Source organism: Paractinoplanes aksuensis (assembly GCF_024137025.1).
In the GTDB taxonomy this organism is placed as follows: domain Bacteria; phylum Actinomycetota; class Actinomycetes; order Mycobacteriales; family Micromonosporaceae; genus Actinoplanes; species Actinoplanes aksuensis.
On the sequence record NZ_JAMYJR010000003.1, the window covers coordinates 1 to 24,103 of the forward strand.

Annotated in this window: 24 protein-coding genes; 2 read left to right on the plus strand and 22 right to left on the minus strand. The window is 70.6% G+C overall.

The genetic code is table 11. The annotated features are described in order from the left end of the window. Positions 1–191: 191 nt before the first annotated feature. From M1L60_RS04365 to M1L60_RS04435, 15 genes are all read right to left on the minus strand, one after another. Positions 192–1,835: a GAF domain-containing sensor histidine kinase gene (locus tag M1L60_RS04365; protein WP_253235966.1), complete on the minus strand. Its 1,644-nt coding sequence runs from the start codon at positions 1,833–1,835 to the stop codon at positions 192–194. Between the two features lie 40 nt (positions 1,836–1,875). Continuing rightward, positions 1,876–2,790 (minus strand): type II secretion system F family protein, encoded by a 915-nt coding sequence (locus tag M1L60_RS04370; RefSeq protein ID WP_253235967.1) that lies wholly within the window; start codon positions 2,788–2,790, stop codon positions 1,876–1,878. Between the two features lie 3 nt (positions 2,791–2,793). Further along, positions 2,794–3,750 (minus strand): type II secretion system F family protein, encoded by a 957-nt coding sequence (locus M1L60_RS04375; RefSeq protein WP_253235968.1) that lies wholly within the window; start codon positions 3,748–3,750, stop codon positions 2,794–2,796. Then, positions 3,747–5,141, minus strand: a complete 1,395-nt coding sequence (locus M1L60_RS04380) for a TadA family conjugal transfer-associated ATPase (RefSeq protein ID WP_253235969.1) — start codon at positions 5,139–5,141, stop codon at positions 3,747–3,749. Before M1L60_RS04380 ends, M1L60_RS04375 begins: the two co-directional genes overlap by 4 nt. Continuing rightward, entirely contained in the window at positions 5,138–6,319 is a 1,182-nt protein-coding gene (locus M1L60_RS04385; protein WP_253235970.1) for a CpaE/TadZ family protein, read from the minus strand. Before M1L60_RS04385 ends, M1L60_RS04380 begins: the two co-directional genes overlap by 4 nt. Beyond that, entirely contained in the window at positions 6,316–7,125 is an 810-nt protein-coding gene (gene cpaB / locus M1L60_RS04390) for a Flp pilus assembly protein CpaB (RefSeq protein ID WP_253235971.1), read from the minus strand. Before cpaB ends, M1L60_RS04385 begins: the two co-directional genes overlap by 4 nt. 25 nt (positions 7,126–7,150) lie before the next feature. After that, entirely contained in the window at positions 7,151–8,359 is a 1,209-nt protein-coding gene (locus M1L60_RS04395) for a TadE/TadG family type IV pilus assembly protein (RefSeq protein WP_253235972.1), read from the minus strand. Between the two features lie 47 nt (positions 8,360–8,406). Next, positions 8,407–8,850, minus strand: coding sequence for a TadE/TadG family type IV pilus assembly protein (locus M1L60_RS04400; protein WP_253235973.1), 444 nt, complete (start codon positions 8,848–8,850; stop codon positions 8,407–8,409). A 25-nt stretch (positions 8,851–8,875) separates the two neighbouring features. Continuing rightward, the gene (locus M1L60_RS04405; RefSeq protein ID WP_253235974.1) at positions 8,876–9,094 is read right to left on the minus strand and encodes a Flp family type IVb pilin; all 219 of its coding nucleotides are present in this window, start codon (positions 9,092–9,094) and stop codon (positions 8,876–8,878) included. A gap of 86 nt (positions 9,095–9,180) precedes the next feature. Further along, on the minus strand, positions 9,181–9,597 hold the full coding sequence (locus M1L60_RS04410) for a response regulator (protein ID WP_253235975.1): 417 nt from the start codon (positions 9,595–9,597) through the stop codon (positions 9,181–9,183). An 85-nt stretch (positions 9,598–9,682) separates the two neighbouring features. Next, positions 9,683–10,612 (minus strand): siderophore-interacting protein, encoded by a 930-nt coding sequence (locus M1L60_RS04415; protein ID WP_253235976.1) that lies wholly within the window; start codon positions 10,610–10,612, stop codon positions 9,683–9,685. 76 nt (positions 10,613–10,688) lie between these two features. After that, the gene (locus tag M1L60_RS04420) at positions 10,689–12,497 is read right to left on the minus strand and encodes a tyrosine-protein kinase domain-containing protein (protein ID WP_253235977.1); all 1,809 of its coding nucleotides are present in this window, start codon (positions 12,495–12,497) and stop codon (positions 10,689–10,691) included. A 400-nt stretch (positions 12,498–12,897) separates the two neighbouring features. Then, on the minus strand, positions 12,898–13,755 hold the full coding sequence (locus tag M1L60_RS04425) for a DUF6891 domain-containing protein (protein WP_438862069.1): 858 nt from the start codon (positions 13,753–13,755) through the stop codon (positions 12,898–12,900). A 311-nt stretch (positions 13,756–14,066) separates the two neighbouring features. Beyond that, entirely contained in the window at positions 14,067–14,375 is a 309-nt protein-coding gene (locus M1L60_RS04430; protein ID WP_308208424.1) for a protealysin inhibitor emfourin, read from the minus strand. 518 nt (positions 14,376–14,893) lie between these two features. Next, positions 14,894–15,742 (minus strand): helix-turn-helix transcriptional regulator, encoded by an 849-nt coding sequence (locus M1L60_RS04435; RefSeq protein WP_253235980.1) that lies wholly within the window; start codon positions 15,740–15,742, stop codon positions 14,894–14,896. Between the two features lie 219 nt (positions 15,743–15,961). Between M1L60_RS04435 and M1L60_RS04440 the strand changes: the two genes are divergently transcribed. Beyond that, a complete protein-coding gene (locus tag M1L60_RS04440; protein ID WP_253235981.1) occupies positions 15,962–16,969 on the plus strand; it encodes a LacI family DNA-binding transcriptional regulator in 1,008 nt (335 codons plus the stop codon). On the opposite strand, the gene M1L60_RS04445 is transcribed toward M1L60_RS04440, so the two are convergent. Then, positions 16,956–17,363, minus strand: a complete 408-nt coding sequence (locus tag M1L60_RS04445) for a VOC family protein (RefSeq protein ID WP_253235982.1) — start codon at positions 17,361–17,363, stop codon at positions 16,956–16,958. The genes M1L60_RS04440 and M1L60_RS04445 overlap by 14 nt on opposite strands. A gap of 10 nt (positions 17,364–17,373) precedes the next feature. Next, a complete protein-coding gene (locus M1L60_RS04450) occupies positions 17,374–17,838 on the minus strand; it encodes a helix-turn-helix transcriptional regulator (protein ID WP_253235983.1) in 465 nt (154 codons plus the stop codon). Positions 17,839–17,901: 63 nt separating this feature from the next. Between M1L60_RS04450 and helR the strand changes: the two genes are divergently transcribed. Continuing rightward, a complete protein-coding gene (helR, locus tag M1L60_RS04455; protein WP_253235984.1) occupies positions 17,902–20,016 on the plus strand; it encodes an RNA polymerase recycling motor ATPase HelR in 2,115 nt (704 codons plus the stop codon). Here helR and M1L60_RS04460 read toward each other — a convergent pair. The 5 genes from M1L60_RS04460 to M1L60_RS04480 all read right to left on the minus strand — a co-directional run bounded on the left by M1L60_RS04460 (position 19,960) and on the right by M1L60_RS04480 (position 24,058). Beyond that, a complete protein-coding gene (locus M1L60_RS04460) occupies positions 19,960–20,595 on the minus strand; it encodes a response regulator transcription factor (RefSeq protein ID WP_253235985.1) in 636 nt (211 codons plus the stop codon). The genes helR and M1L60_RS04460 overlap by 57 nt on opposite strands. 11 nt (positions 20,596–20,606) lie before the next feature. Then, on the minus strand, positions 20,607–21,896 hold the full coding sequence (locus tag M1L60_RS04465) for a sensor histidine kinase (protein ID WP_253235986.1): 1,290 nt from the start codon (positions 21,894–21,896) through the stop codon (positions 20,607–20,609). Continuing rightward, positions 21,893–22,648, minus strand: a complete 756-nt coding sequence (locus tag M1L60_RS04470) for an ABC transporter permease (RefSeq protein WP_253235987.1) — start codon at positions 22,646–22,648, stop codon at positions 21,893–21,895. Before M1L60_RS04470 ends, M1L60_RS04465 begins: the two co-directional genes overlap by 4 nt. Beyond that, positions 22,645–23,367, minus strand: coding sequence for an ATP-binding cassette domain-containing protein (locus M1L60_RS04475; RefSeq protein ID WP_253235988.1), 723 nt, complete (start codon positions 23,365–23,367; stop codon positions 22,645–22,647). The genes M1L60_RS04470 and M1L60_RS04475 overlap by 4 nt, the downstream gene beginning before the upstream one ends. A gap of 154 nt (positions 23,368–23,521) precedes the next feature. Beyond that, positions 23,522–24,058, minus strand: coding sequence for a DUF4362 domain-containing protein (locus M1L60_RS04480; RefSeq protein WP_253235989.1), 537 nt, complete (start codon positions 24,056–24,058; stop codon positions 23,522–23,524). Positions 24,059–24,103 lie beyond the last annotated feature (45 nt).

A 24,103-nucleotide genomic window follows, 5' to 3' on the forward strand; every position in this document is an offset into this window, starting at 1 on the left:
GAAGCTAAGCCCTCCAGCGCCGATGGTACTGCACTCGGGAGGGTGTGGGAGAGTAGGACGCCGCCGGACTCAACGTGAACAGTAGGCCCACCCCATGCGGGGTGGGCCTACTGCCGTTTACGCGGCATTTTCAGGGCGGAAAGTCGAAGAGGCGGGGCGCTCGGCCCGCGAATGCAGGAGTCGTCGCTCGGCTATTTCGGGAGGGACAGGCAGACGGTTGTACCGCCGCCGGGGGTTTCTTCTAGGGCGATCTTGCCGCGGTGGCGGTCGAGGATGCGCAGGCATGTGGCCAGGCCGATGCCGTAGCCCTTGTGCTCTTTCGGGTCGACCTGGGCGAACATCTCGAACACCCGCTCGCGCTGGTCGGCGGGAATGCCGATGCCATTGTCGGCTACGCGGATCACCCAGTGGTCCGGGACCGACTGGGCGCTGACCGTGATCCGGCACGGGCGGTCGGGGTGGTGGTATTTCATGGCGTTGTCGATCAGGTTCTGCAGGAGTTGGCGTAGCAGCACCGGGTCGCCCTGAATGGTGGGCAGGTCGTCGCCGGCCGAGATCTGGGCCCCGTTGCTTTCCGCGGCCGTGCGCAGGTCGGCCAGCACGTCCCGCAGCACTGCGGTCAGCTGCACCTGTTCCGCCTGGTAGGGAGTCTGGCCGGCCCGGGCGTACCGCAGTAGGGCGTCCACCAGTTTCTGCATGCGCTCGACCGCGCGGATCGCCCCGGTCAGCCACTTCGCGGCCCGGTCGTCCAGGTCTTTCGAGTATTCGCCGGCCAGCAGGTCGAGGAAGCCGAGGGCCGCCGCCATCGGGCGCACCAGGTCGTGGCTGACCGTGCCCGCGAACTGCTCGAGCTCCTCGTTCGAGCGGCGCAGCTCGACCAGGGCCGCCGACAGCGCCTCGCCGCGGGCCGCGATCTCCAGGCTGGCTCCCTCGATCTCGCGGCGGTACGCGCGGTCGGCGGTCACATCGTTCATCGCGACGACGGCACCGAGCAGTCGGCCGGTGTCGTCCAGCAGGCGTCGGCCCGTACAGTCGAGGCTTATCACCGGCCGTCCGGGCACCCGCACCGTCATCTCGACGTTGGAGACGATGCCCCCGCGGAGCGCTCGCAGCAACGGGACCTCGTCGGGGCGCAGCTGGCGTTGGCCCTCGGCGTCGTACAGGCCGTAGTGGCGGGGCAGCAACTCCGGGTCGAGCGTGGCGTCCGCCTCCAAGCCGTGCCATTCACGGGCCGCTCGGTTGAACACCGTGACGTGACCTTCGGCGTCGGAGACGACCACGCCGACGTCGATCGTCTCGAGCACGGCGCCGATGAAACGCCGGGTCTTCTCGTTGAGCCGGGCCTGGCGGCGCCGTTCGAACAGGGCGACCAGCACGTCGGCCAGGTCGGCGAGCCGGCCCACCTGGTCGTCGGTGAGCTGTTTGACGCAGTCGTCGAACACGCACAGCGTCCCCAGCGCGTACCCCTCGGGGGTGATGAGCGGGGCCGAGGCGTAGAACCGGACCGAGGCCAGCGTGCCGTCGACCCACGGATTGTCGCGGTAGAGCGGATGCTCGCGGGCGTCGGAGACGTGGACGAACGCGCCGGCCCGGAACTGGATGGCGCACATCGAGTCGGACCGGGCCGTGTTGCCGCCCTCGAACCCGTACGTGGTGAGCTGGCACTGCCGGCTCTCGTCGATCAGGTTGAGTGTGGCCGTCGGCACGCCGGCGACCAGGGCGGCCACCCGCACCACTGTGGTCAGCTCGTCGTCGGCGGGCGCGTCGAGCAGACAGTATTCGTGCAGGACGGCCAGCCGGCGCTCCTCATCGAGGTCGGAACCGACGGTCGTCACGTTCTCTTATCGGCACGAAGCGGCAATAACTGAGCCAAACTCAGAAGCCGCTGGTCATGATGTTGATGATGGCCGGGCCCAGCACCACGATGAAGATGACCGGGAACAGGCAGAAGATGACCGGGAAGAGCAGCTTCACCGTCACCTTCTGAGCCTTCTCCTCGGCGTACTGGCGGCGCCGCGTGCGCTGCTCGATGGAGTGCTCGCGCAGGATGCCGGCCACCGAGATGCCCAGCTCACCGGCCTGAACGAGCGCGGTGATGAGCGTTTTCAGATCCCGTACGGTGGTGCGCGCGGCCAGCGACCGCAGGGCTTCGGTGCGGGGCACGCCGAGGCGCATCTCCTGCAGCACGCGGTTGATCTCGTCCGGCATCGGGCCGCGCAGCAGCACCGCGACCTGGGCCATGGCCGCGTCCAGGCCGAGACCCGACTCGACGCCGATGACCATGGCGTCGAGCACGTCGGGCAGCGCGCGGGTGAGCGCGGCCTGCCGTTTGACGCCCGCGTCGTACACCAGCAGGTCGGGAATGTTCATGCCGGCCAGCGCGCCGACGAGCAGGCCCGGCAACGCCCACGGCCCGCCCGAGCGGGTGCCGACCCACCAGCCGAGAAGGCCCAGCAGCACGAAGCCGACCAGGCGGGCCCGGATGACCCGGTCGAGCGGCCACTCGGACGGGTTGCCGGCGTAGTCGAGCCGACGGGACAGGCGCTGGCGCACCCGGGGCGGGGTGATGGCGTTGCCGAACTGCTGGATCCCCCACACCACGGGCGCCCGCAGCTTGCCGCCGAAGGGCTGCTCGACCGCCCGGACGGCGTTTCGGCTGCGGTCGAACTGGGCCAGGATGCGCAGCATGCGCTGGCGGCGGCTGGCCGGGATGGTGACGGCGGCCGCGGCGCAGGCGATCGCCAGCACGGCGGCAACCGCGGCGATCGAGACCAGCGTTCCGGCCGTCATTGCTCAGACCTCGATCTTCGTGACCGAGCGCAGCCACAGGCTGCCGATGATGATCATGAGGAGGGCGACGCCCAGGATGATCAGCCCGAGCACGCTCTGCCACAGCACCTGCATGTATTCGCGCCGGGCGAAGAACAACAGGCCGGTGGCGAAGATCGGCAGGGCGACCAGCACGTACGCCGAGATCCGCCCCTCGGCCGACAGCGAGCGCACATGCCGGCGCAGGTAGGCCCGCTCGCGCATGGTCTCGGCGGTGGTCTGCATGACCTCGGCCAGGCTGCCGCCGGTCTCTTTCTGCAGGCGCAGGGCCAGCGTGAGCCAGCCCAGCTCGGGGCTCGCCAGGCGCTCGCCGGCCCGCTGCAGCGCCTCCTCGAACTCGCCGCTGATCCGCGACTCGGACAGGGCCCGCGCGAACTCCTCGGCCACCGGGCCCTCGTCGTCGCGGACCGCGGCGTCGACCGACTGCTGCAGCGTGAAGCCGGACCGCAGCGCGCTGAGGATCAGCTGGAGCATGGCCGGCAGGTCGTCCGCGAACCGCTGCCGGCGGCGCTTGATCTTGGCGTTGAGCAGCATCGACGGCACGAGGAAGCCGAGCACCAGGCCGAGCAGGAAACCGAAGAAGAGGTGGACCAGAACGGCCAGCGCGACCGCCGTGGTCAGCGCGATGCCGGCCCGGAAGACCAGCCACTCGGTCGGGCGCATCTGGGCCCCGGCCTGGTCGAGCTTGACCGTGGACCGGGCGGCCAGGCTGGTCAGGCCGGGCGACTGCTCGACCACGTCGCCCGCCGCGTGCTGCAGGCGCCGCAGCAGGGGCTCGTCGACCTGGCGTTCGCCCACTGTGTAGTGCTTCAGCGTCGATGCGAGGCGGCGCTGCATCGGCGTACGGCCGAAAAGCCTTTCCACCAGGACGAGGAACAGCAGGAAAGCGGTGGCGCCGGAGGAGACCGCGACGAAGATCATCGGGCCCCGCTGAAGATCGTGGCGGGCAGGGTCACGCCGTACATGGCCAGCGCGTCGACGAACCGGGGCCGGATGCCGGTCGGCTTGAGCTGGGCCATATGGGCCGGCATGTCGGCGGTGACCTCGAGCAGGAACAGGTCCTGCAATGTGACCGTGTCGCCCTCCATGCCGACGACCTCGGTGATGTGGCTGACCTTGCGCGAGCCGTCCTTGAACCGGGTGATCTGGATGATCAGGTCGACGGCGGAGGAGATCTGGTCGCGGATGGCCCGGCTCGGCAGGTCCATGCCGGCCATCAGCACCATGGTCTCGAGACGGCTGACCGCGTCGCGCGGGGTGTTGGCGTGCAACGTGGTCAGCGAGCCGTCGTGGCCGGTGTTCATGGCCTGCAGCATGTCGAGCGCGGCGGCGTCGCGGACCTCGCCGACCACGATCCGGTCGGGGCGCATCCGCAGCGCGTTCTTGACCAGGTCGCGGGCATTGACCGTGCCCCGGCCCTCGGCGTTGGCCGGGCGCGATTCCAGGCGTACGACATGGTCCTGACCCAGCCGCAGCTCGGCCGCGTCCTCGATGGTGACGATGCGCTCGTCGGTCGGCACGAAGCTCGAGAGCACGTTGAGAATGGTCGTCTTGCCGGAACCCGTACCCCCGCTGACCAGCACGTTACGGCGGCCGCGGACACACGCGTCGAGGAACTCGGCCGCCGGTCGGGTCATGGTCCCGTACGAGATGAGGTCGCCCACCGTCAGCGGCGTCGCCGAGAACTTCCGGATCGTCAGCGACGCGCCGTCCAGCGCGATCGGCGGCACGATGGCGTTGACGCGGCTGCCGTCGGGCAGGCGGGCGTCGACCATCGGGCTGGCCTCGTCGACCCGGCGGCCGACCCGGGCGCAGATCCGGTCGATGATCCGCCGCAGGTGCGACTCGTCGTCGAACTCGACCTCGGTCCGCTCGATGCGGCCGAACCGTTCCACGTAGACGTTCTTGGCCCCGTTGGCCATGACCTCGTTGACCGACGGGTCGCGCAGCAGCGCCTCGATCGGCCCGTGCCCGAGGACCTCGTCGGTGACCTCCTTGACGATGCGGGCCCGGTCGCTGCCCGACAGCGGGGTCTCCTCACGGGCCAGCAGGTCGGACAGCACGTCCCGGACGCGGGCCTCGAGCGCTTCGTCCTCGCCGCGACTGTTGTAGAGCGTCGGGCCGAGTTCGTCGGCCAGCCGCCGCTGAATTCTCAGGCGTACGTCGTAAACCGGGTCGGCCGCGCCGCGCCCGGCCGCCCGGTAGCGCTGGGAGGTCGCGGATCCTTTGCGGTCGGTCTCCTCGGCCTGTTCCGGTTCCTCCTCGGAGTTGACCTTGTTGCCGTACATGCCGAGCCGGGCCGAGAGGCTCATCGCGCCACCTTCTTCTTGCGGCCGAACAGACCCCGTTTCGGCTCGGGCGCGGTCTCGGTGCCGGCGCAGCGGTCGGCCAGCTGCCGGATGGCCCGGCTGACCGGGTGCAGCGGCTCGGTCAGCAGCAGCGGCTCACCCTGGTTGACCGAGATCGGCACGTCCCGGCTCGACGGCACGAGCGACGCGAACGGCATGCCGATCGCCTCCTCGACGTCGGCCGTGGTCAGACCGACCTGGGTGTTGGCCCGGTTGAAGACGAGCAGGCTGCGGTCGCGCGGGTACTCCAGCATGTCGAACATCTCGACGGTCAGCCGCACCGTCTTGAGCGTCGGCAGGTCGGGCGTGACGATCGGCACGAACCAGTCGGAGACGTCGAGCGCGGCCAGCACCTGGTCGGTGACGATGGCCGGTGTGTCGATCACGATGAAGTCGTAGTGCGGCCTCGCCACGTCGAGAATTTCCAGAACCAGTTCCCGGCGTACGTGTTCACCCTGCGCCGGATTGCCCGGTGCGAGCAACGCGTCGACCCCGGGCCGGTACGGGGTGACGATCGAGCGCAGGCCGGGCTCGTCGAGGCGGCCCGCCATCGCGATACCGCCGGCGATGCTGCGATCCGGTGGCAGCTTGAGCATGATGGCGACGTCGCCGAACTGCAGGTCGAGGTCGACGAGCAGCACCCGCCGGGCGCCACCGGCCCACAGGGCGACGGCCAGGTTGACCGCGACGAAGCTGCGGCCGCAGCCGCCCTTGCCGGCGAACACGGTGATGATGCGGCCGAACGGCGCGACCTCGGCTCCCGACCGGATCGACGTGCTGAGCGCCTTCGAGATGTCGACCGAGCGGGCGGTGGCCTGGCGGATGCCGTCCCAGTCGGCCTCCTCGACGACGTCGCGGACGCCGGCCTGCAGACAGCGGATGACCTCAGCCGGCACCACACCGTTGCGGACCAGCACCACGCCGATGAGCGGGCGTTGCAGGCGCTGGTAGGCGGCGAACATCAGTGCCTCGTCGAGGCTGACACTCGCCCCGATCAGCACCAGCAGCGTCTCGGGATAGCGGGGCAGATGGGTCTCGAGCTCGGCCATGCTGTGCACGATGGCGCCGCCGACCGACTGGAACTCGGGCCCGCGCTGGGCCAGGATCTCGCGGTCGGGTTCGAGGTATACGTAGAGACTCATCCGACTGCTCCGGTCTGCGTGGCTGTCGGTTCGGCCGTGAACGGAGGAGCCTCCGGGGTCAGCCGCACGCCCGGTCCGAGCACGCCCAGGTGCAGGGTCGCGCCGTTGTAGGCGGTGATCAGCTTCTCGGCCTGTATGGGTGTCACCGCCACGGTCACGACGTAGCGCTTCAACGTCTCCTGTGAATACACCGGGCTGGGCGTGGCCGCTGCGCTACCCGAGGCACTCGGGGTGAGGAGGAGTGACATTTGACCGTCCGGCGGGCTCTCGCCCGCGGTGATCACGATTGCCCGCTCGATGACGACGTACGAGTCCGTCAAGTTGTTCTCGGATCCCTTGATGGTCTGGGTGCCGTAAATGGCGACCGGGTCACCCTTCTTGACGTTGCCCGCGACCTGCCGCCCGACGTTCAGCTCCACACTGATCGCGATCTTGCCGCGGGGCACGCTGAAGGTCGGTGCCGGACCTTTCGGGCTCAGGTTCACGTCGAACTGCCCGTTCAACAGCATCTGATCGGGATTGAGGGCGGCATTGAGCTTCTTGGCGTCCAGCGATGTGTCGAGTTTGGTCAGCGCGCCCGAGGGGACTGTTTCGGCCGGCATCAACACCTGCCGTACCAGACGGCGGGAGCGGATCTGGGCGATTGTCGTGCCACTCGGGATCTTGTCGGTGGCCAGCAGCACCCAGACGCCCTTCTTGCCTTCGACGGCCCGGCGGTCGGCCCCGCTGGCATACGCGACCACCGCCACCGCGCTGAGGATCGCCAGCATGGCCGCGACACCCAGCAGTACGACGCGTCGGCTCATTACCCGTGCCCCCCTTTTGAACCCGTCATCCCGTACGCCCGATGATCGTGGCCCCGAAGTCGGGCCCGGTCCCGAAGTTCGGGAGGTCGACGGGCACCAGCGTCTTGGTGAAGTAGCCGTAGATGCAGGCGGAGATCGTGCACAACAGCTTCTGCAGGACCGACGGCAACCCGTTGCCCTGCAGCAGGTTGGCGACCGAGGTGAGTACCCCCGGCAGCAGCGTGTCGTAGCCGGTGAGCACGAACGGCGCGAAGCCGGCGATCCGGTACGTTGGCGCGAGGGACAGCAACGTCTGCTCGATCTGGTCGAAGATCGGGATGAGGACCGGCTGCTTGCTCGCGTAGATCGCCTGGAGCCGGTCCCGGCACGGCTTGCCCGCGAGCAGCCCGGACAGGGCGAAACCACGCGGCAGGTCGCCCACCTTGAGGCTGATCTCGCAGTTGGCGTCGGGCGGGTTGAGGCTGTTGTCGTAGAGCCAGGTCCAGCCGCGCGGCTCGGTCAGGTTCACCGGGGTCGTACAGGAGGGAAGCGGCAGGCCCAGCACCGCGGCCGGCAGCACCTGGGCGATCGCGCCCTCGGCGGAGGCAGTCGGCGGGTTCAGGCCGAGCATGCTGTAGAGGCCGAGCTGGCTGAGCAGGGGATCGAGTGGGCCGTAGAACTGCGTTCCGTTGCCGGTCATCCGCTTCCAGTCGCACATCGAGATGCCGAGCGCGAAGACCTTGGTGATGCCGGGCGGCCCCCAGGCGACCCGGCCGCAGGCCCCGGCCATGACCCCGGACGACACCGAGCCCGACATCGCGCTCGCGAACGCTGGGGGGAGCAGGGTCGTGGAGGTGGCCCCGCTTCCGGTACGGGTGCTGGTGCGCACCTCGACCGAGGTGCCGCCGGTGACTGTGGTGGTCGCGCAGGCCCCCGGGCTCTTCCAGGCGGTGCACTGGGCGGTCTGGTTGGACAGGCAGATCTGCGCGTCGGCCGTCCCGTCCTTGGTGTTGCGGGTGGCGTAGTCCGATGCGACCAGGCTCATCTTGGCCATCGTGCAGTCGGCCGGCTTGTTGATGCACTTGGCCGCGATCGTCCACGAGGCCGAGTCGGCGCCGTTCTGCAGCTCCTGGCGCTCCAGCGCGATCTGGCCGACGTCGATGACCAGCGCGCCCATGGCGATGACGACGCCGGTGCTGACCATCACTGCGAACAGCGCGGCCACCGCGCCGTGCTCGGAGTCGGAACGCCGCAAGGCCCGTCGCCATGCGCGACGGACCTGAGAGAGAGGAGGCCAGCGGGTCAGCCGGTGCATGCCATGACCCCGGTGGCCTTGAGGGTGGTGAGACTGCTGGTGGTGCCGTAGTACTGCATGAGCACGAAGACCGGCGTGAGCGCGGTGAAGGGCTGGGTGGCGGTGACCGTGGCGTCGGCCGTGGTCGACGAGCCGCCGGTGCACAGAGTCGTGGTCACCGCGGCGTCTGTGCCGGCGATGCCCTGGACCTTGGTCTGCACGGTGCCCGAGGTGCCGTTCAGGGCGGCCGTGCGGGCACCCTCGCGGACGGCCGCGACGAGCAGGGCCTGCTGCTGCAGGGCGCGGCCGAAGTCGACGATGCCGAACAGGATCAGCAGGATCAGCGGTAACACCAGCGCGGCCTCGACCGCGGCCGTGCCCTCCTCACCCCGGGCCGGCCGGCGTACGGTACCCGGCCCGGGGTTGAGGGGACTTCCGATGGCGGTGAGCACTGTCGTGACTACCGCCCTTTCATACTTACACCGGCATCTTGATCTTGCCGGCGACAGCAGCGAACAGGTCGCTGATCTGCTTGCCGAAGGTGGTGGCGCCGACGATGATGACCACGGCGACGAGCGAGACGAGCAGGCCGTACTCGACGGCGGTCGCGCCCTCGTCGCCCTTCTTGGCGATGCGCTCGCCGGCGGCGGTCAGGTGCGACTGGACGTAAGCGGCGACGTAGTGGAAAGCAAGCATTTGGGTCCCCCCGGATCATCTGGCCGACCGGATGTTTCCGGCCTGTGCCCTATGAATCGGAACCCCCACCGCCGACATGAGCCGGGTCAGGGTGCAGGAGCGTTGCTGTTGTGCTGGGCCAGAACCGACCGCAAAGTGCCCGCCAACTGGTCGGCCGTGAACGGCTTGGCGATGAACGAGGCCCCGCGCTTGATGATGCCCCGGCGGATGGCGATCTCTTGCGGCATGCCGGAGATGTAGACCGTCTCCATGCCGGGTCGCACCGCGTGGGCCGAGCGGGCCAGTTCACCGCCGGAGACGCCGGGCAGGCCGAGGTCGGTCAGCAGGACGTCGATCTTCCCCTCGTGCACCTTGCACTTGGTGATCGCGGTGACCGCGTCCGTCGCCACCAGCACCTGGAAGCCGCGCAGCTCGAGCATCTGCGATGTCATGTCGCGCAGATCCTCGTCGTCCTCCACGAGCAGGACGACCGGGCCCTGCTGGGGTGCCGAGGTGTTCCACATGCCTACCTCCTCGGGCTCGGGCGTGGCCTCACCAAAACGCTAGGCGATAGCGCACCCCGCCGGAGGAATTCGGCGAAAAGGGGCCTTAGTTGCCCTCGGCGCGTCCTAGACGCCAGTAACCCATGAAGGCCACCAGGCGGCGGTCGACGCCGCACTCGGCGACCAGGTGGCGGCGCAGCAGCTTGATCATCGCGGCCTCGCCGGCCAGCCAGGCGTAGAAGCGGCTGACGTCGGTGAACTCCTCGGGCACCTCCCACAGCATGTCGTGGTCCACGTCCACGTCCTCGAGCTCGACCGGGGCGCCCCCGACCTGCTCGTCACCGAGGATGCGGCGAGCTGCGGCGCGTACGGCGGGAAGCAGTTCGGCGCCGTAGGCGGCGTCCCCGCGGACCAGCCAGGTGACCCGGACGCCGGCCGGGGCGGTCAGCTCCAACGCGTCCTCGGCCGAGGGCACCTCGAGCAGCGCCTCGCCGCGCGCGTCGGCGGGCAGACCGGCCAGGATCTGGGCGATAGCGGGCACTGCGGTCTCGTCCCCGCCGAGCAGGATGCAGTCCGTGTGGGCCGGCGGGTGGAAGTCGATGCCGCCGTGCACCCCGTCGAAATCGGCGTTCGGGCCCAGCAGGTACGCACGCGTGCCCGGCCCGGCCTCGGCCGCGAACCGGGAGGCGGGCCCGTTCACACCGTGCAGCACCATGTCGACGTCGACCTCGCGGAGCTCGGGGCGGACGGCGCGCACGGTGTACGTACGGATGGGATTGCGGTGCTCCTCGGGCAGGGCGCGCCAGTCGGCGTACCACTCCGGGCCGGTCGGCAGGTGGGCCAGGCCCTCGCCGGGCAGCGGCGGGATCAGCTTGATCCGCTGGTCGAAGCCGTTGTCGGCGAAGCGGTCGAGGTCGTCGCCGGTGAAGGTCACCCGCAAGAAGTGGGGGCTGAGCCGCCGCACCGCACGCACCTCGGTGGCGAAGAACCGCCACGGCACCGTCTCGACGGCCGGGTCGGCGACGGTCTGGGTCACGGGGGCCTCCAGGGGAACTTCGGGACCAAAGGTATGCCTAACCTAACCCGTTGGTCCCGGTGGTTGCCACCGGGGGTCAATCCTCGCTGGGCGCCTCGGTCCGGCCGCGGGCCTCGGCTTCGGCCTTGGCGGCTGAGGTGTAGACGCGGGGTTGGGGGATGGCGGCTTTCGCGCTGACCTTTGCGCCTTCCTTCTCGGGCGTTCCCGATTTCGGTGCGGGCCGGCTGGGCTGCGTGGGGGTGTCCTTCCGGGGACTTTGCTCTTCCCGTGGCTCTTCACCGGGCGTCGCTTCCCTGAACGGCGCTGGATCGTGGCGCGGCTCTTTCCTTGGCGGCGTTGGTTCTTGGCGCGGCGGCGCGGTGGGCCGCGCTGGCGAAACGGGTGCGTGCGACGGCGCGGGTGCGTGGGGTGCGTGCGGCGGCGCGGTGGGCTGTGCTGGTGAAACGGGTGCGTGCGACGGCGCGGACGCGTGGGGTGGGTGCGACGGCGAGGGTGCGTGGTTTGCGTGCGGCGGCGCGGCGGGCCGCGCTGGCGAGACGGGTGCGTGCGGCGGGGCGGGTGCGTGGGGTGCGTGCGATGGCGCGGGTACGTGGGATGGCGCGGGGTCGACGGGGTTGTCGAGGGACTCGAAGCGGTCGATGGCGGGGGAGCGACTCGGGCTGTTGCGCGGGGCCGGGCCGCCTTCGCGTTCAGGCAGGCCGATCAGCACGGCTGCCACCCGGCCCGGCGCGACCTGCTCGAGATCGGCCGCGACCCGGGCGGCGCCTGCGGCGGTGGCGCGGCGATAGTCGGTGACCAGCAGGATCTGGTCGGCATGGGCGGCCAGCCCGAGCCCGTCGGCCACCTGCAGTAGGGCCGGCGAGTCGAGCACGACGACGTCGCACTGCTCCCGCAGCTCGTGCAGCAGCCCCGTGAGACCGCCCGCGGCCAGCAGATCGGCGCTGTTCTCGCGCTCGGCCCCCACGGCCAGCACCCGCAGGTTGACGATGGCCCCGGCTGCGAGCGTCTCGGTCAGCTGGTGCTGCCCGGTCAGCACATTGGTCAGGCCCCGATCGCGGGACAGGTCGAACATCAGATGCAGCGCGGGCCGCCGGACGTCGGTGTCGACCAGCACGACCCGCCGCCCGGCCTGGGCCAGAGCGACGGCCAGGTTGGCGGCCGTGGTGCTGCGACCCTCACCCTCACGCCCTCCGGCGATCAGGACGGTGGCCGGCCGCGCCAGCACGGGGTCGAGCCGCGCCCGCAGGTAGCGGTAGGCCTCGGCGTCGGCCGAATCGGGCGAGCGCAGCATCACCGGCAGCGGTGCCCCCGGCCCCCGCGACCGCCGCGCCCGCGGAACGGTGGCCAGCACCGGCAGCCCCGTCAGCTGCTCGTAATGGGTCAGACCGCGCAGCCGGTCCCGTCGCCGGGCCAACCAGTAAGCGCTGATCAGCCCCAGAAGCAGCCCCACGGCAGCCCCCGCGGCGAGCCAGAGCCAGAGCGGCCGCCTGTGCTCCACCGCCGCCCCGGCCGGCGACACGAGCGTGGCCGCCGTACCCGACTGCGTGGTCGTCGCATTGCGATAACGCACGTATTCCTCGGCCACGGCCTGCGCCCGCCGCTGCGCATCGTCCCCGGTGTAGGCGACGGTGATCGCGGCCCCCCGCTCAACCGGCTCCACATCCAGCCCGTCGGCAAGATCGGACTGGGCCATCTTCAGCTCTTCGGCCGCCACCCGCAGCACGGCGCCGGACCGGGCGATCTCACTCTCGGTGCCGGCATCAGCGGTCACCGGCGCGAACCCGGCCCGCTGCTTCGGCCCCGCCACAACGGTCGCGCTCGACCACTGCTCAACAGGCACGACCCGGCTCAGAACATAGGCCCCAGCCGTGATCAGAACGGTCACCAGAACGATCCACCAGCCGTACCCACGCAGAAGCCGCGCCGGTCTGCCATCAGTCGTCATGCCGGGCCGCCTTCCCCGTGATGCCGCTGCCCGCAGCCTACGACCGGATCATCAACCCCCGCCACCGCGGCGCCTGTCGGCTACCAGCGCCCCCACCCCCGCACACCGGGTCCGCCACGCCTCACCCCACTTGGTGCAAGCGCCGTCTCGCCCAGAACCAGCGCGGGCGCCGCTTGGTCGCGCCGTCTTGCCTGGAACCAGCGCGGGCGCCGCTTGGTCGCGCGTTCTCACCCGGAATCAGCACGCGCGCCAATGGGTCGCGCTGGTCGCCGCGGACCTCCGACAGTCGCCGCGGCGCCATCGCGACCGGTTCACCGAGCTGCCCGGCACGACCGCGTTCTCACCAAGGGCGGGCGGTTACGCCGTCCAGCTCGGACACGGCAACGCGCTGCTCGACGGCCAGGACCGTCAGCGTCTGCTCGACCTCGGCCAGAGTGGCGTACTTGCCGATCGACGCCCGGGCCGCGGCATCCGGGGTCTCCAGCCAGAGCCGCCCGTCCTCCCAGGCGACCTGCACACAACCGGCATCGTTCACGGCCGACAACCAGGCCTGGCCGCGGGTCGGCAGGCGCCGCACGATGTCCATCACTTCCAGCACGTTCCTCGGCCGCGCCTCCCCGTGCGACTGCGAAACTTCAAGGTCGAGCTCCGCCGTTCCGGATGACTTCTCCCCGTACGCGGCCATGCTCCCGTGCCGCCGCCGGGCCCACCGCAGCGGCACGTGGATCCGCTGCCCGGCCGACCCGCCCCAGTTGACGCTCAGCCCTTCGGCCCGCAGAGCCACGGCCACTTCCTCGCCAACCGTGGCCGCGGGCGCACCCTCGAAACTGCCGTAGCAGAGGTACACGCCGCCGCCTTCGACAGCCCGCTCAGCGTCCTGGTGGTGGTAGAACACGTAGCCGCGCGCCGGTAACTCCGGCCGCACCTCGTCGCCGATCTCGGCCACGCCGCAGTTCTGGCAGCAGGCAAAGTCCTGACGAGCAACGATCCCGGCCGTGTCGAGCGCACGGAAGGCATCGGTCAGCCGGTCATTGTCGGTACGCGATGGCCAACTCGCCTGCTCGGCCAGGTGAGCCGCGAACTCTTCCCGCGCGACCGCCCAGGCCACCTCGGCCAGGCCGGCGTCATCATGCTCGTCGGCCAGATACTCAACGGCCTGGTCCACGACCTGCGCACACGTCAGCCGCCCCCGGGCCACGTGCCCCGGATCAGCTCGGTAATTTCCCGCCGCAGATCGTCATCAGCCACGCCGCGCAAGATATCCGCCTCGAGGTGCCATCCGCCAGGCTGCCGTAGATGAGGCGAACTGCCCCGCGAGCGATGGGCACCGCGTTCCAGGGGCGGGTCGTACTGCATCAGGCCGGCCTGCGGTTGTCGCCGTTCCCTGAAGACTGGATTTTCAGGAATCGTGGGCAGCGGTCCGCGTGGGTGAGTCGGCTGGACCGAGCAGGCGGCGATCGAGGCGGCCGGGATCGAGCCGTGGCAGGTCGAAGCCGGCCAGTCGTCGCATCACCCGGAGGCCGCCCTGCCGGCCAGGAACTGAAGCAACGGCTGGAGAGCAGCGGGGACCGAGGCCTGCGAGACGGTGCCCCGCCAGTGATCGCTGCCCCGGATCAGGGTCAGGTCGTACTGGAAGAGGTCGGCACCGCCGGTGGGGTGACGGGTGCTGCGCAGCGAAGCGAAGTCCAGGCTGGACATCAGCAGCCGAAGTCGCGCGGCGTCGGCCGGCGGCAGGGTACGCGAATCAGCCACCGTGCTCACCGAACGCCCGACAAACCCGCCACTCCGGCGAAGCTCGGCTCGAACGTGCTCGGACACAAAAACCTCCCGGGACAGGTCTCGCAGGTCAGCACGGACGTCGGCGGCATCCTCCCAGTCGACGGCCCAAATCGCGACGCCCCGGCCTGGGCGTAGCCCGCGCCCGGCCGGCGTGGAGTTGGCGCAGATCGTCGCCCAGGAGAGCGGGAACGACGTAAGCGGCGGCCATTGGTGAGCGCGAACGGCGTGAGCAGGGGCGGTGCGAGAGGAGTGGAGGTTGCGTGGGTGTGGTCGTGGCGGTGAACGGGGAGGGCGTGAGTCGCGGCCGCATGGTGGGCGCGAATGTTGTGAGCCGAGGCGGAGTGGAGGTTGCGTGGGTGTGGTCGTGGCGGGGAGCGGGGAGGGCGTGAGTCGCGGCCGCGTGGAGCAGAGGGCTTGAACGGTGACCAGGTGGGTGGGGATGGCTTCGGTCGATGGCCGGGGGAGGGCTTGGCCGTGGATGGTGATCGGGTGGGTGGGGATGGCTTTGGTCGACGGCCGGGGAGGACTTGGCCGTGAACGGGGAGGTGGGGGTGGGCTCAACCGGCCACCAGGCGGAGTGGGGGGTGGGCGGCCGGGCTGTCGAGGATGGCGGTCGTGGCGGTGTCGGCTGGGAGGTAGGCGAGCAGGCGGAGGCTGTCGTCGGCGGGGAGTTCGAGGGATTCGTAGGCCAGGCGCAGGTCGCCCAGGGTGGGGTGGGTCAGCCGCAGCACGCCGGTGGGGGTGGGGACGCCGGGGACGGTGGCCACGCGGCGGGTGAAGTCGTCGCCGGCGGTTACGGCCAGTTCGTCGGCCAGGATCTGTATGTAGGGGTCGGCGCGGAACGGGCCGTTCTTGAGGGCGGCGACCCACTGGTCGGCCACGGCGGACCAGTCGGGGAACACCGCTCGGGCTCGTGGGTCGGTGAGGACGAAACGCAGGAAGTTGGGCGGATCGGCGTCGAGCAGGCCCAGCGGGTGGACCAGGCGGTCGAAGGCGGGGGTGCGGGCGACCAGGTCGCCGAGCTGGTTGACCAGGACGGCGGGGGTGGGCTCGAGCCGGTCGAGCAGGGTGCGCACGGTGGGGCGGACGACGTGGCCGGGCGTCTGGTCGGAGCGGCACGGGAAGCTGGACTCGGCGCCTTTGGTGAGGCGGAACAGGTGGACTCGCTCGTTGCCGGTGAGGCGCAGGACGTCGGCCAGGGCGCCCAGCACGGGTGGCGACGGGTGGCGATCGCGGCCCTGTTCGAGGCGGGTCACGTATTCGACGCTGACGCCGGCCAGGGCGGCGACCTCGGAGCGGCGCAGGCCGGGCGTGCGGCGGCGGGGGCCGGCGGGCAGCCCGACGGTGGCCGGGTCGATGGCCTCGCGACGGCTACGCAGGAACAGGCCGAGCTCGTTGGCGCTCACCCCACGACCGTAGCGCCGCGCGACCCGCACAGCGTGGCCCCGTCACTACCACGCTGAGCCTCCCACCCTGCGGCCGTGGGCACCGGACCCAGCGCGGTGCAGGCGCCCGGCGCCGGTGGACATGCCATTTACGGACATCTATGGTGGACGATGGTGTCGTCGAAGCGCTTCGACGATCGGGGCGGGGTCAGTAGGCTGAGCAGCGGATGGGGAGGGCGGATGCCGACGATCAACGACGTGGCCCGGGCGGCCGGGGTGTCGCCGAGCACGGTGTCGTACGTGCTGAGTGGCCGGCGCCCCATCAGCGCGCAGACCCGGGAGCGGGTGCAGGCCGCGATCGCCGAGCTCGGCTTCCACCCGCACGCGGGGGCCCGCGCCCTGGCCAGCAGCCGCACCAACGTGCTGGCCCTGGTCGTGCCGCTGCGGGCCGATGTCAGCGTGCCGGTCATCATGCAGTTCGCCACCGCCGTCGTCACCGCGTCGCGCACCCACAACCATGACGTCCTGCTTCTGACCAAGGACGAGGGCACCGCCGGCCTCGAGCGGGTCGCGCACAGCACCATGGTCGACGCGCTCATCGTCATGGATGTCGAGCGGGACGACGTGCGTATTCAGGCCCTTCGCAACCTCAAGCAACCTTCCGTGCTGATCGGGCTGCCCGAGGATCCGGCCGGCATCGTCTGCGTCGACCTCGACTTCGAGGCGGCCGCGGCCGAGGCCCTGCGCCATCTCGCGGGGCACGGGCACCGCCGGATCGCCCTGGTGGGCCCCTCGCCCGCCGTGTACAAGCGCGGGACCACGTACGCGGAAAGGTTCTTGACCGGTTTCACCACGACCTCGGCCGAGCTGGGGCTCGAGACGATGACCCACCCGTGCGAGCCCGACCGGGCGGGGGTGCGGGCCTGCCTGGCCGACATCGACGCGCAGCTGCCGGGGGTGACGGCGCTGGTCGTGCACAACGAGGAGGCGCTGCGCCTGGTGCTCGAGGAGGTGCAGGCGAGCGGGCGGCGGGTCCCCGCGGACATCTCCGTGGTCGCGGTCTGCCCGCGGGACGTCGCCCTCAACATGCCGTTGCCGCTGACCTCGGTCGACATCCCGGCGCACGACGTGGGCGGCCTGGCCGTCGAGACGGCGATGAAGCTGCTCGACGGGCGGCCGACGGAACCGGTGCGGTTGCTGCCCCCGACTTTGGTGCAGCGGGAGAGCACAGCACCTATTGCTGGTTGATCCGGACCATGTTGCCGGCCGGGTCGCGGAAAGCGCAGTCGCGCAGCCCGTACGGCTGGTCGATCGGTTCTTGCACGACGTCGCCGCCGGCCTTCTGCACCTGCTCGAACGCCTCGTCGACGTTGGGCGCGCTGAGCACGATGCTGGCGTAGCTGCCCTTGGCCATCAGCTCGGTGATGGTGCGCTTCTCGTCGTCGGTGAGGCCGGGGTCGACCGTCGGCGGGTGCAGCACGATCGAGGTCTGCGGCTGCCCGGGCGGTCCCACGGTGATCCAGCGCATGTCGCCGTACCCGACGTCGTTGCGCACTTCGAAGCCCATCGTGTCGCGCCAGAACGCGAGCGAGGCCTCGGGGTTGTCGGCCGGCAGGAACGTGTTGTGAATGGTGAGGTTCATGCCGACCACGCTATTGGCCGGGCGCGGGCGTTGCTTCTCGATTCCTGATCGGTCTGGTCACCTGTTTGACGACGCAGCCGGGCAGGCCCTCGACCTGGGACTGCTCGGCCGTCAGGCGGCGGTAGGCGCTGGGTGACATGCCGACCAGTTCACTGAACCGGGTGCTGAACGTGCCCAGCGACGAACACCCGACCTCGAAGCACACGTCGGTGACCGACAGGTCGCCCCGGCGCAGCAGGGCCATGGCCCGTTCGATACGGCGGGTCATCAGATAGCTGTACGGCGACTCGCCGAACGCGGCCCGGAACTCGCGGCTCAGATGGCCGGCCGAGACGTTGACGCCGCGGGCGAGCGCTTCGACGTCGAGCGGCTGCGCGTAGTCGCGGTCGATGCGGTCGCGGACACGGCGGAGCAGCCGGAGGTCTTTGAGGTGTTGTTCGTGTCTGGCCTGAGGGGAATCCGCACCTCTCGCCATGTCTAACGTATAACACAGTGGGGGTCTTGCCGCAAGACCCCGGTGACGGCGCAGAATCGCAGCGTGACCAGCGCTTTTGACGTATCCGAAGGCAAGTCCGACCCGGTGCTCATCGCCGGCGACGAGCGGCATTTCGCGGCGATCGCGAGCAACCTCGAGCGCACGATCGCCGACCTGAACGAGCGGCTGGAGATCGAGCGGAAGGCGCCCGCGGGCAAGGGACGCCAGGCCGTCGATCGGGACGACGCGGTGCGCCGGCTGACCAGCCAGTTGCGCGCGCTGCGGCGCTACCGCCTCGACATCTGTCTGGGCCGGATGGTGAGCGGCGGCGAGACGGTCTACGTCGGGCGGTTCGGGTTGACCGACAGTGACGGGCGACGGTTGCTCGTGGACTGGCGGTCACCGGCGGCCGAGCCCTTCTTCGGGGCCACCCACGCCAACCCGATGGGGCTGGACAGCCGGCGGCGCTACCACTGGACCGGCGGGCGGGTCACCGACTACTGGGACGAGGTGTTCACGCCGGACGCGCTCGAGGGGCACGCCGCGCTCGACGACCAGTCCGCGTTCATCGCCAGTCTGGGCAGCAACCGCTCGGCGCGCATGCGGGACGTGCTGGGCACCATCCAGGCCGACCAGGACGCGATCATCCGGGCCGGGTCGGAGGGCGCGCTCGTGGTCGACGGCGGGCCGGGCACGGGCAAGACCGTGGTCGCGTTGCACCGTACGGCGTATCTGATGTATTCGAATCCGCGCCGGGTGCTCTTCGTGGGCCCGCACGAGCCTTATCTGGCGTACGTGTCCGATGTGCTGCCGAGTCTCGGCGAGGACGAGGTCCAGACGTGCACGCTGCGTGATCTGGTGCCGTATCCCGTGACCGCGGTCGACGAGGGAACGCTCAAGTCGTCCGTGGCCATGGTCGGGGCGATCGAGTCCGCCGTCCGGTTCTACGAGGAGCCGCCGGACCGGGGGATGCTCGTCGAGACCGACGACGACGAGATCCGGCTGACCGCCGACGACTGGGCCGACGCGTTCGCCGCCCCGGGCCCGGGCACCCCGCACAACGAGGGCCGCGAGGAGGCGTGGGAGGAGCTGCTGACGATCCTCGAGGCCAAATACGCGGGCGAGGAGCCGACCGAACTCGTACGTAAGGCTCTGCTGCGCCACCGGGCGCTGGCTACGGCGTTCAACCGGGCCTGGCCCGTCCTCGACCCGGCCGACATCGTCGCCGATCTGTGGTCGGTGCCGGCCTACCTGCGCAAATGTGCGCCCTGGCTCAGCGCCGACGAAATCAAGAGCCTTCACCGTACGGATCCCCGCGCCTGGACGACGGCCGACCTCCCGCTGCTCGACGCGGCCCGGCACCGCGTGGGCGACCCCGGGACAGCGCGGCGGCGCCGCGAGCAGGAGGCGGCGGTGGCCCGGCAGAAGGCGGGCATGTCGCGGGTGCTCGACGACCTGATCGCCTCGCGCGAGTACGACGACGGCCAGGGCCTGATGTGGATGCTCGTGCAGCAGGATCTGCGCGACGTGCTGGTCGACGACGCGGCCGTACCGCGGGCCGAACCGGATCAGTTGGCCGGGCCGTTCGCGCACATCGTGGTGGACGAGGCCCAGGAGCTGACCGATGCCGAATGGCAGATGCTGTTGCTGCGGTGCCCGTCGCGCAGCTTCACGATCGTGGGCGACCGGGCCCAGGCGCGGCACGGGTTCACCGAGTCGTGGCCGGAGCGGCTGGCCCGGATCGGGCTCGGGCGGGTCACGATGACATCGTTGACGATCAATTACCGTACGCCGGCCGAAGTCATGAAGGCCGCCGAGCCGGTCATTCGGGCCGCGCTACCGGACGCCAACGTGCCGGTATCGATCCGCAACAACGGGGTGCCGGTGCGCTACGGGTCCACATCGGAACTGGAGTCCGTGGTGTCTTCGTACTCGGAGGGAATTGCTTGTGTCATCGGCGATCCGACTTTCCCGGATTCGCCGCGGGTGCGATCACTCACCCCCGTCACCGCCAAGGGCCTCGAATTCGACCTGGTCGTGCTGGTCGATCCTTCCTCTTGGAGCCCGGTCGACCAATACGTCGCCATGACCCGGGCCACGCAGCAACTGATCGTCCTTACGTCACCCGCTGATGTGGCGGAGGACGGCCAGGACGCGGCGGTTGTCGGTGTCCGATGAGGGCAGGCCGAGCTTGCCGAAGATCGCGGCCACGTGTTTCTCGACGACGCCGGGGGTGATGAACAGCGCGGCCGCGATCCCCGCGTTGGACCGGCCCTCGGCCATCAGCGACAGCACCTCGGTCTCGCGCGGGGTCAGTCCGGCCGTACGCTGCCCGGCCCGCATCAGATGGCCGACCACCTCGGGATCGAGCGCGGTGCCGCCCGACGCGACCCGGGTCAGCGCGTCCACGAAGTCGGCCACGTCGGCCACCCGCTCCTTGAGCAGGTAGCCGACGCCGGCCGGCTGGTCGGCCAGCAGCCGGGTGGCGTACCGGGTCTCGACGTACTGCGAGAAGACCAGCACGCCGACGCCGGGATGGTCGCGGCGGATGTCGATGGCGGCCCGCAGCCCCTCGTCGGTGTGCGTCGGCGGCATCCGGATGTCGACGATGGCCACGTCCGGCGCCGTCTCGGTGATCGCCGCGCGCAGGGCGTCGGCGTCGGCCACGGCGGCGGACACCTCGAAGCCGCGGTCGGTGAGCAACCGGACCAACCCCTCGCGCATCATCGCGGCGTCCTCCGCGATCACCACCCGCATGCTGGGCCCCTTCATCCGTACGCCGGCAATTCGATCTTGACTTGGGTCGGGCCCCCGGTCGGGCTGTCCACGCTGATCCGGCCGTCCACTACGGCGATACGCCGGGCCAGCCCCGACAGGCCGGGTCCACCCGGGTCCGCCCCACCGACGCCGTCGTCCGCCACAGTCAAGATCAGGTTCCCGCGTACGCCAAGAGTGATCCGACTGGCCCGGCTGTGCTTGGCCGCGTTGGCGAGCAGTTCGGCCGCGCAGAAGTAGGCGATGGTCTCGATCGCGGGTGCCGGGCGGTCGCTCAGATCCACCGTCACCTCGATCGGGATGGCGCTGCTGGTGGCGAGGGTGGCCAGCGCGTCGCCGAGACCGTTGTCGAGGACGGGCGGATGGATGCCGCGGACCAGTTCGCGCAGCTCGGCCAGGGCCTCCTTGGCGCCCTGGTGGGCCAGCGTCAGCAGCTCGCGGGCCTGATCGGGATCGTCGTCGAACTTCTCGCGGGCCAGGCCCAGGTTCAGGGCCAGCGTGGCCAGCCGGATCTGGGCGCCGTCGTGCAGGTCCCGTTCCAGGCGGCGCATCATCGTGGCCGCGTCGTCGATGGCCTGGGCCCGGCTGGCCTGCAACTCACGCACCCGCTCGGCCAGCCGGCCCGGACCGGGCAGGCGGCGCAGCGCGGCCAGGTCGAGCGCCGTGCCGGCCCGCAGCAGCCAGGGCGCGACCAGCAGCATGGCCAGTCCCGCCGCGGCGATGGGAAGCGTGCCGGCGAACGTCCTCGCTTCGAGGGCGCCGAACGGGGTGAGCGCCAGTACCGGATCCAGCGTGGTGCCGGGCGGGTGGTTGCGGAACAGCGGCCACCACACCGGGTAGCTGAGGTTGACCACGCCGAACACACAGCAGAAGACGCCGTAACCCTGGGGGATGGCCAGGGGCACCTTGAGCAGGGCGTACCCGACCGCGCGCCAGCCGTGGCCGGCCCGGGGCGGTGGGTCCACGTGCTCGTTCAGCAGTTTCCGGGCGAGGCCGCGCTGGGCCGAGGCCAAGGCGCGGCCCGCCGGGGCGGCCAGCACGACCAGCAGCGCGAGGGTGAATGGGAACAGGACGAGGAAGATCGGGGCGACGACGGGGGCGGGCTTGTCGGCCATGGCCCCGGTCGCCCACAAGATGAGGACGGCGGCGCCCGGGATGATCGCTGGGGCGGCCAGGACGGCGAGCGCGAGGACCACGCCGGCGAGGCAGAACACCGCCTGGCGCAGGGCCAGGCCGGTGAACGGGGCGCGCAGCGCGGTCATCGGCCCATTGTCGTCTTTCATGCGTCTTTCATGCGCAGGAGGACGCCGCCGGCGAGGACGGCCACCATTGCGTACGCGCACATCAGCAATACGCTGACGCCGCCATCGAACAGCCCGGGTCCTGGCGTGATCACCGCGACGGAGTTGAGCAGCATCAGCAGCGGGACGAACCGGCCGACCGCGACGCCGCCCTCGCCGAACAACCCGGCGGCGATCGTCGGGACGAACATCAGCGCGAACAGGATCCCGATGGCCGCGCCCGAATGCCGCACGATAGTCCCGAGACCGACCCCGATCAGCGCCGTGGCGCCCAGGTAAGCGCCGGTCAGCAGCACCGCGCGCAGAACAGCCGGGTCACCGAGCGAGGCTGTCGGGATGGCAGTGCCGCGGATCGTCATCTGCCCGCCCAGATAACCGGCGAAGCTCGCGACCAGCCCCACGGTCAGGGCCACCCCGCCGACCACGGCGACCTTCGCGGCCAGGACGACCCGGCGCCTGGGCACGGCGGCGAACGTCGAGCGGATCATCCCGGTGCCGTACTCGCTGGTCACGACCAGGACGCCGAGCGCACCCAGCAGCAACTGGGCCAGCATGGCGCCGCTGAGACTGTTGTTGAGAATCTGGGCCTCGGTGGCGACCGGGGTGTGCGACCGGTAACCCAGCCCGACCCCGATGCCGGACGCGGCCATCGAGGCCACCGCCGCGACGGCCAGCCACCAGGTCGACCGGACGCTGCGCAGCTTGATCCATTCCATCCTGACCGCTGCCTTCATGCCACGCTCCCTCGGTAGTCGGTGGCCTGCGAGGTGAGCCGGAAAAAGGCGTCCTCGAGAGTGTCGCCGCCGGCCGCGAGATCGGTCACCGTCGTCTCGGCCAGCAGGCGGCCCTGGCCGATGACCACGAGCCGGTCCGCGGTCAGGGCCATCTCGGCGATCAGGTGGCTCGACACGAAGACCGTGCGGCCCTCGGCGGCGAGCCCGCGCAGCAGGTCCCGGATCCAGCGGATGCCCTCCGGGTCGAGCCCGTTGACCGGCTCGTCGAGCAGCAGCACACCCGGATCACCGAGCAGGGCGACGGCGACGCCGAGCCGCTGGCGCATGCCGAGCGAGTAGGTGCCGGCCCGTCGGGCGGCCACATCGGACAGCCCGACTGTGGCCAGCACCTGGTCGACCCGGGACGGTGTGATGTCGTTGCCGGCAGCCAGGGCGAGCAGGTGGGCGCGGGCGCTCCGGCCGGGGTGGAACGCGCCGGCGTCGAGGAGGGCGCCGACTGTCCGCAGCGGACGGTCGATCGCGGAGTAGGGAACGCCGTCGATCAGGGCTCGACCGTGGTCGGGCGCGTCCAGGCCGAGAATCATCCGCATCGTCGTCGACTTGCCGGACCCGTTCGGCCCCAGAAAGCCGGTCACCACCCCGGCCTCGACGCGAAAACTCAACCGGTCGACGACGGGGCGGCCGCCGTAGCGTTTCGTCAGTTCACGTAGTTCGATCACACAAACGACGCTAGGCAGCGCGGGGGTCCCACTGAAGCCGGTCAGCACCCGCCTTCGAGTGGGGGTTTTCCACCAGGCGGGCCGGGCTCCTCGCTTGGCGTTTCGAACATAGGTTCGATAAGATGGCGGGGCCCTGGAGAGAGGGTCGGCTTCGTCAGTTCGTGACTGGTGCCGGTTGGGTGCATCGCGTGAACGTGATGCTGTAGTCGGCTACTGCCGGGCCTTGGCAGGTCTGCCGGGTGATTTCTTTCGGGCCGAAGCCGTCCTGGCGCGAGTCCGTGATGACCTCGGTGCGGCCGTCGGTGCCTGACGTGTAGGTGACCGGGATCGGGTCGCCCTCGACGGTGGGCCGGGTGACCGCGAGCCGCGCGCGGTGGCCGGCCTGAGCGGCGTCGACGAAGCAGCGGGCCGCGGTGTCGGGCAGCTTCTCGCCCTGCCCGAGCACGAACGTGCCGCAGTCGAGTGCCCCCTGGCCCGGGCGGAGGGTGGTGCTGGGGCCGCCGGATCCGCCGGCGCGCGGCCGGGGGCCGAGGCTCGGGTCGATCATCGGCGCGCTCTCCGAGGCCTGCGGCTCGATGGTGGCGGTGGCCGGCCCCACCCGGTTCGGCGGGTCTCCGGTGCCGCCGCAGGCCGCGAGCGCCCCGGTAGTGATCAATAACGACAACGCCAGAGCGGCCGGTCGAAGTCTCATGAGAGTGCCCCTTCGGCAAACAGGCTAGGCCACTTGGACGAGCCG

Bases quoted from the DNA above. Each gene is read 5' to 3' on its own strand.
- M1L60_RS04370 (WP_253235967.1), bottom strand. From the start codon at position 2,790: ATGACGGCCGGAACGCTGGTCTCGATCGCCGCGGTTGCCGCCGTGCTG.
- M1L60_RS04375 (WP_253235968.1), bottom strand. From the start codon at position 3,750: ATGATCTTCGTCGCGGTCTCCTCCGGCGCCACCGCTTTCCTGCTGTTC.
- M1L60_RS04380 (WP_253235969.1), bottom strand. From the start codon at position 5,141: ATGAGCCTCTCGGCCCGGCTCGGCATGTACGGCAACAAGGTCAACTCC.
- M1L60_RS04385 (WP_253235970.1), bottom strand. From the start codon at position 6,319: ATGAGTCTCTACGTATACCTCGAACCCGACCGCGAGATCCTGGCCCAG.
- cpaB (WP_253235971.1), bottom strand. From the start codon at position 7,125: ATGAGCCGACGCGTCGTACTGCTGGGTGTCGCGGCCATGCTGGCGATC.
- M1L60_RS04405 (WP_253235974.1), bottom strand. From the start codon at position 9,094: ATGCTTGCTTTCCACTACGTCGCCGCTTACGTCCAGTCGCACCTGACC.
- M1L60_RS04410 (WP_253235975.1), bottom strand. From the start codon at position 9,597: ATGTGGAACACCTCGGCACCCCAGCAGGGCCCGGTCGTCCTGCTCGTG.
- M1L60_RS04440 (WP_253235981.1), top strand. From the start codon at position 15,962: ATGCCGACGATCAACGACGTGGCCCGGGCGGCCGGGGTGTCGCCGAGC.
- M1L60_RS04445 (WP_253235982.1), bottom strand. From the start codon at position 17,363: ATGAACCTCACCATTCACAACACGTTCCTGCCGGCCGACAACCCCGAG.
- M1L60_RS04450 (WP_253235983.1), bottom strand. From the start codon at position 17,838: ATGGCGAGAGGTGCGGATTCCCCTCAGGCCAGACACGAACAACACCTC.
- M1L60_RS04460 (WP_253235985.1), bottom strand. From the start codon at position 20,595: ATGCGGGTGGTGATCGCGGAGGACGCCGCGATGATGCGCGAGGGGTTG.
- M1L60_RS04465 (WP_253235986.1), bottom strand. From the start codon at position 21,896: ATGAAAGACGACAATGGGCCGATGACCGCGCTGCGCGCCCCGTTCACC.
- M1L60_RS04470 (WP_253235987.1), bottom strand. From the start codon at position 22,648: ATGAAGGCAGCGGTCAGGATGGAATGGATCAAGCTGCGCAGCGTCCGG.
- M1L60_RS04480 (WP_253235989.1), bottom strand. From the start codon at position 24,058: ATGAGACTTCGACCGGCCGCTCTGGCGTTGTCGTTATTGATCACTACC.